The organism is Bradyrhizobium sp., from assembly GCF_049798375.1.
Lineage (GTDB): Bacteria > Pseudomonadota > Alphaproteobacteria > Rhizobiales > Xanthobacteraceae > Bradyrhizobium.
This window is the reverse complement of sequence record NZ_JBARGP010000609.1, coordinates 1-5,972: the sequence shown is the minus strand read 5'-3', so window position 1 is coordinate 5,972 and position 5,972 is coordinate 1. Positions and strand designations below refer to the sequence as shown.

5 protein-coding genes are annotated in these 5,972 nt (G+C 64.7%); 3 read left to right on the top strand and 2 right to left on the bottom strand.

Features of this window, described 5'->3' with window-relative positions; genetic code table 11:
- Positions 1-506: 506 nt before the first annotated feature.
- Positions 507-1,022 carry a GcrA family cell cycle regulator gene (locus tag WA702_RS24360; RefSeq protein ID WP_425113106.1) on the top strand — a complete coding sequence of 172 codons (516 nt, stop codon included), beginning with the start codon at positions 507-509 and terminating at the stop codon, positions 1,020-1,022.
- A gap of 293 nt (positions 1,023-1,315) precedes the next feature.
- On the opposite strand, the gene ubiG is transcribed toward WA702_RS24360, so the two are convergent.
- Together ubiG and WA702_RS24350 are read right to left on the bottom strand one after the other, a co-directional pair.
- The gene (gene ubiG, locus WA702_RS24355; protein WP_425113107.1) at positions 1,316-2,074 is read right to left on the bottom strand and encodes a bifunctional 2-polyprenyl-6-hydroxyphenol methylase/3-demethylubiquinol 3-O-methyltransferase UbiG; all 759 of its coding nucleotides are present in this window, start codon (positions 2,072-2,074) and stop codon (positions 1,316-1,318) included.
- Positions 2,075-2,095: 21 nt separating this feature from the next.
- Positions 2,096-2,563, bottom strand: a complete 468-nt coding sequence (locus WA702_RS24350) for a PH domain-containing protein (RefSeq protein WP_425113105.1) — start codon at positions 2,561-2,563, stop codon at positions 2,096-2,098.
- 176 nt (positions 2,564-2,739) lie between these two features.
- On the opposite strand from WA702_RS24350, the gene WA702_RS24345 reads away from it, so the two are divergent.
- Positions 2,740-3,996, top strand: coding sequence for an aspartate kinase (locus WA702_RS24345; protein WP_425113104.1), 1,257 nt, complete (start codon positions 2,740-2,742; stop codon positions 3,994-3,996).
- Between the two features lie 315 nt (positions 3,997-4,311).
- A partial coding sequence (locus tag WA702_RS24340) for a putative PEP-binding protein (RefSeq protein WP_425113103.1) occupies positions 4,312-5,972 on the top strand: 1,661 nt, incomplete at its 3' end.

The following is a 5,972-nucleotide window of genomic DNA, read 5'->3' as shown; positions in this document are numbered from 1 at the left end:
AGGAGGTGCGACGCGGCGGTTGCGGACATGGTGATCACTTGCGCTTGGGGCAGGCCATGACGCGCGCCAAGTGGGCGCCATCGTGCATCAGGGACCCCGCCCTGGAAAACGAAATGTGCCGCCTTTTCAAGGCGGCACGTGGAACTATTCTATGCGGACGGCGATAACTGTCAACACGCAGTGAGCGGAGCCGACGCGCCGATTCCGTAGCATTGCGGGGGTCCAAATGTGGCTGTTTGCACACGCTGTCCGTGACGGAATGTGTGGACTGTAGTCTCCGACTCTTGCGCGGGAGTCACGCCATATTGTAGCGTTTTATCTGTCGAGTACGACATCTCGTGCGGCAGTACTGATCCTGAAAGCGTTCGGTTGGTTTCGCGTACACGTCCGGAAGCGCAGCATGCGCCCGGCGAGGGCTAAGGGATTCTGCAGGCAGGAGATTTCTTGAGATTGGCATCGCAGCGCCGTCCCAGAATTGGCCGGCGCGACGCGAAGGGAAAAGTGCGATGACGGTATTGACCTGGTCCGACGATCGCGTCGAGCAGCTGAAAAAGCTCTGGGAGGCCGGCCTGTCGGCCAGCCAGATCGCCGCGGAACTCGGAAACGTGACGCGCAACGCGGTAATCGGCAAGGTGCATCGGCTCGGCCTCTCCGGCCGCGCCAAGAGCCCGGCCACGGCCGCGCCGCGCCAGCGCAAGGCAGCAGCCCGGCCCGCCCAGCACATGATGCGGGTGGCGCGTCCGGTGTCGCGCGGCAACACCGCGCTTGCGCATGTGTTCGAGGTCGAGGTGGAATCCGACCCGGTCACGTTCGACAACGTAGTACCGATGAGCCAGCGGCTGTCGCTGCTGCAATTGAACGAGGCCACCTGCCATTGGCCGGTCGGCGACCCCTCGAGCCCGGATTTCTTCTTCTGCGGCGGCAAGGCGCTCTCCGGGCTGCCTTATTGCGCGCAGCATTCGCGCCTCGCCTATCAGCCCGCGTCCGACCGCCGCCGCCAACAGGCCAAGCCGGCGCGCTGATCTGATAACTGCGACGAACCGCGCGTCAGGCCAAGGCCGGCGCGCCTGACAGGCGCAGTCATCGCACCCAACGATCGGCCGATAGGGGTAGGGAGGGCTTTAGGCCCCCCTGCCTCCGAACCGTGCGGGCGATTTTCCCGCATACGGCTCTCCCGTTGCGGGTTTCTTCATCGAGACTGTCTCGCGTGTACAAGCGCTGCTGTATGGGTGAACAGCCCTCGCTCCGCGAAGGTCCCGGCGTTCGCCGGACGACATCGTTTATGACGTTATAGCGAGGGTTAAAGCGAAACAGATCAAACCATCTGCTCGGCCACCACCATGTAGTTGACGTCCATGTCGGACGACAGGCTCCAGCGGTCGGCGAAGGGGCTGTAGACCACGCCGGTCTGCTCGGTGATGACGAGGCGGTTGTCGAGCAGATATTTGGTCAGTTCGTCCGGGGTGACGAACTTATTCCATTGATGGGTGCCGCGCGGCAGCCAGCGCAGCACATATTCGGCACCGACGATAGCGAGCGCGAAGCTCTTCCAGTTGCGGTTCAGGGTCGAGGCCACCATCATGCCGCCGGGCTTGAGCATGGCGGCGCAGCGCGACACGAAGGCGCCGATATCGGCGACATGCTCGACGACTTCCATCGCCAGTACGATGTCGAAGCGCTCGCGCGGATCCATCTCCTCGATCGAGGTGCAGCGATAGTCGATCGACAGGTGGCCCTTTTCGGCATGCAGCCTGGCGGCCGCAATGTTGCTCGCCGCGGGATCGACGCCGATCACCTGCGCGCCGAGCCGCGTGAACGGCTCGCACAGCAAGCCCGCGCCGCAGCCGATGTCCAGCATGCGCAGGCCCGACAGGCAGTTCAGGCTCTTCGGGTTGCGTTCGAATTTGCGGCAGGCGGCATCGCGGATATAGGCGAGCCGCAGCGGATTGATCTGGTGCAAGGGCGCCATCTTGCCCTTGGGGTCCCACCAGGTTTCCGACAGTTTTGAAAATTTGGCGATCTCGGCGGGATCCACCGTCGAGCCGGCCATGCTGGCACGGGAATCATCGGACATCGTCATCACGTCTGACTCTCGCTAGCGGGCGGTGATGGCGTTGCGGAACGCCAGTGGCTCGGCAATGGTCGAGATGGTCTCTCGGCCCTCGCCGACGCCCATGATGGTGACGTCCCCGTAGTTCAGCATGCGCCCCGCAATGCTCTGATTGACATCGACGCTCTCGACCTTGTCGAGCGCCATCTCGAAGGTCCGGCGCTTGATGAAGCCGGTCTTGTGCACGACGCGGCGGTTGGTGACGTCGGTCTCGGTGGTCAGCCGGTGGAACCAGGCTCGTACCGTCCAGTACAACGCGGCGAGCGCAACGACGGCCGCGGTTGCAAGGCACAGCAGCACGACACTGTCGGTCGTGGTCAGTCGCGACAACACCAGCAGGACCGCGGCGACGAGCCAAGCCAGGATCGCCGGCAGATAGAACACCCAATGCGCATTGGTCGAATACAGCACCTTCTCGCCGGGTTGCAGGATTTCGTCGATGTAACGCCCCATACCTCGCCTCAAACTGACCCCACCCCCGCAGGCGGGATGCGAACGCTAGAACTGGACCACCAGGAACCCGCTTGCCCCCGGACGCGGCGCTATGTATACGCGCGTTTCGGCTGACGCGCCTCCGGTTTCGCGCGCGCCGGTCAATTTATCCTCCTTCAGGGAATGAGCGCGTCGTCATGGGTCGCCTCGTGATGAAATTCGGCGGCACCTCCGTCGCCAACATCGACCGTATCCGCAACGTCGCGCGCCATGTGAAGCGCGAGGTCGATGCGGGCCACGAAGTCGCGGTCGTGGTGTCGGCCATGTCCGGCAAGACCAACGAACTGGTGGCGTGGTGCACCGAGGCCTCGCCGCTGCATGATGCGCGCGAATACGACGCCGTGGTGGCCTCGGGCGAGCAGGTCACCTCCGGCCTGCTTGCGATCGTGCTGCAGGGCATGGGCATTCAGGCCCGCTCCTGGCAGGGCTGGCAGATACCGATTAAAACCAGCGATGCGCATGCCTCGGCACGCATCCTCGAGATCGACGGCTCCGAGCTGGTCCAGCGCTTCAAGGAGCACAAGGAGGTCGCGGTCATCGCCGGCTTCCAGGGCATCAATCCCGAGACCAACCGCATCACCACACTCGGCCGCGGCGGCTCCGATACCTCGGCGGTGGCGATCGCGGCTGCCATCAAGGCCGACCGCTGCGACATCTATACCGACGTCGACGGCGTCTACACCACCGATCCGCGGGTGGTTCCGAAGGCCAAGCGGCTCGACAAGATCGCCTTCGAGGACATGCTGGAGCTGGCCTCGCAGGGCGCCAAGGTACTGCAGGTGCGCTCGGTGGAACTCGGCATGGTTCACAACATGCCGATCTTCGTCCGCTCCTCATTCGACAAGCCTGAAGACATCGATCCCCATGCCAACCAGCCGCCGGGCACGCTGATCTGCAGCGAGGAACACATCATGGAAAGCCACGTCGTCACCGGCATCGCCTTTTCGAAGGATGAGGCGCAAATTTCGGTCCGCCAGATTGCCGACAAGCCCGGCGTCGCCGCATCGATCTTCGGCCCGCTCGCGGATGCCAACATCAATGTCGACATGATCGTGCAGAACGTCTCGGAGGACGGCAAGACCACCGACCTCACCTTCACGGTGCCGGCCGCCGACTACAATCGCGCCCGCGAGACGATCACGGCGTCGAAGGCCAAGATCGGGTTCCAGCGCCTCGATACTGCGACCGACGTCGCCAAGGTCTCGGTGATCGGCTCCGGCATGCGCAGCCATGCCGGGGTGGCGGCCCAGGCCTTCACGGCGCTGGCCGCGCGCAGCATTAACATCCGCGCCATCACCACGTCCGAGATCAAGTTTTCGGTGCTGATCGACGCGGCTTATACCGAACTTGCGGTCCGCACGCTGCATACGCTGTACGGATTGGACCAAGCTTAGGCGAATTTTCTCCGCCTTTGCGCAAGCCGATAGGCCGGATTCAGCCGGGTTTGCGCATCCCGTTCAGGCCCGCGCCGAAAGCCGTTGACGCTCTCGGCCTTGGCAGGCCTTTTGCTTGGCAACACAAGCCTCAATTCGCTATACGGCGATTAAGGATTGCTGTGGCGGTGTGAGCCCCAGCACAGGTTGTCTTGGTCTAGACCGGCATCCGGGGCGTGCGACGGGCGGAATTAAGGAAGCCGTTGTATGCCCGGAGCTTAGCGCCAGAACTCCGGCTGCCGGCCGGGCTGGCCCCAGGAAGGGGAATTGTGCCACATGCGAAGCGCGTCGGGAGGTCCCCGCGTCTTGCTCAGACGGCTTCGCGAAACCATGGCGGAGCAGGTCTCGGCGCAGGAACGCCTGGACAAGATCGTGGTGCTGATCGCGGCCAACATGGTGGCGGAGGTCTGCTCGGTCTATGTGCTGCGCGTCGACAATACGCTCGAATTGTATGCCACCGAAGGTCTGAACCGCGACGCCGTCCATAGGACCGTGCTGAGCGCGCATGAGGGCCTGGTCGGCCTCGTCGCTAGCGAGGCAACGCCGCTCAATCTGAGCGATGCGCAGAGCCATCCGGCATATTCCTACCGTCCGGAAACCGGCGAAGAAATCTACCACTCCTTCCTCGGTGTGCCGGTGCTGCGCGCTGGCAACACGCTCGGTGTGCTGGTGGTGCAGAACCGCGCCAAGCGCACCTATGTCGAGGAAGAGGTCGAGGCGCTGCAGACCACCGCGATGGTGCTCGCCGAGATGATCGCCTCCGGCGAGCTCGCGGCGCTGGCCCAGCCTGGCGCGGAGCCTGCGGCCCGGCACTCGATCCACAAAACCGGCTCCGTGCTCTCCGACGGCATCGCACTCGGCCATGTCGTGCTGCACGAGCCGCGCGTGGTCGTGAACAATTACATCGCCGAGGACCTGCCGAAGGAGATCAAGCGGCTCGATGCCGCGCTGGCGAAGCTGCGTTCCGACCTCGACCGCCTGCTGGAGCGCGGCGACGTTGCCGACGGCGGTGAGCATCGCGACGTGCTGGAAGCCTACCGCATGTTCGCCAATGACCAGGGCTGGTCGCACAAGCTGCAGGAAGCGGTGGCGACCGGTCTCACCGCCGAGGCCGCGGTGGAGCGCGTGCAGTCCGACACTCGCGCGCGCATGCTGCGCTCGACCGATCCGTATTTGCGCGAGCGCCTGCACGATCTCGAAGATCTCGGCTATCGTCTGCTGCGCCAGCTGGTCGGCCAGGACCATGCACCCTCGCGCGAGAACCTGCCCGACAACGCCATCCTGATCGCACGCGCAATGGGGCCTGCGGCGCTGCTCGACTATGACCGCAAGCGGCTGCGCGGCCTGGTGCTGGAGGAAGGCACCGCCAACTCGCATGTCGCAATCGTGGCGCGCGCACTCGGCATCCCCGCGGTCGGCGAGGTGCCGAATGCGCCCGGCATCGCCGATCCCGGTGACGCCATCATCGTCGACGGCACCTCGGGCTCGATCTATGTCCGTCCGTCCTCCGAGATCGAATCCGCCTATGCCGAGCGGGTGCGCTTCCGCGCCCGCCGCCAGGCGCAATATCTCGAGCTGCGCGACAAGCCCTGCGTCAGCAAGGACGGCCAGAAGGTCGAGCTGATGATCAATGCCGGCCTGGTCATCGACCTGCCGCATATCGAGGACACCGGCAGCGCCGGCATCGGCCTATTCCGCACCGAATTGCAGTTCATGGTCTCGCCGAGCCTGCCGCGCTCCAGCGACCAGCTCGCGCTGTATCGCACCGTGCTCGACGCCGCCGGCGCCAGGCCGGTCACCTTCCGCACGCTCGACATCGGCGGCGACAAGGCGCTGCCTTACATGGAGACCGTGATCGAGGAGAACCCGGCGCTGGGCTGGCGCGCGATCCGGCTCGGGCTCGATCGTCCCGGCCTGTTGCGCGGCCAGATCCGGGC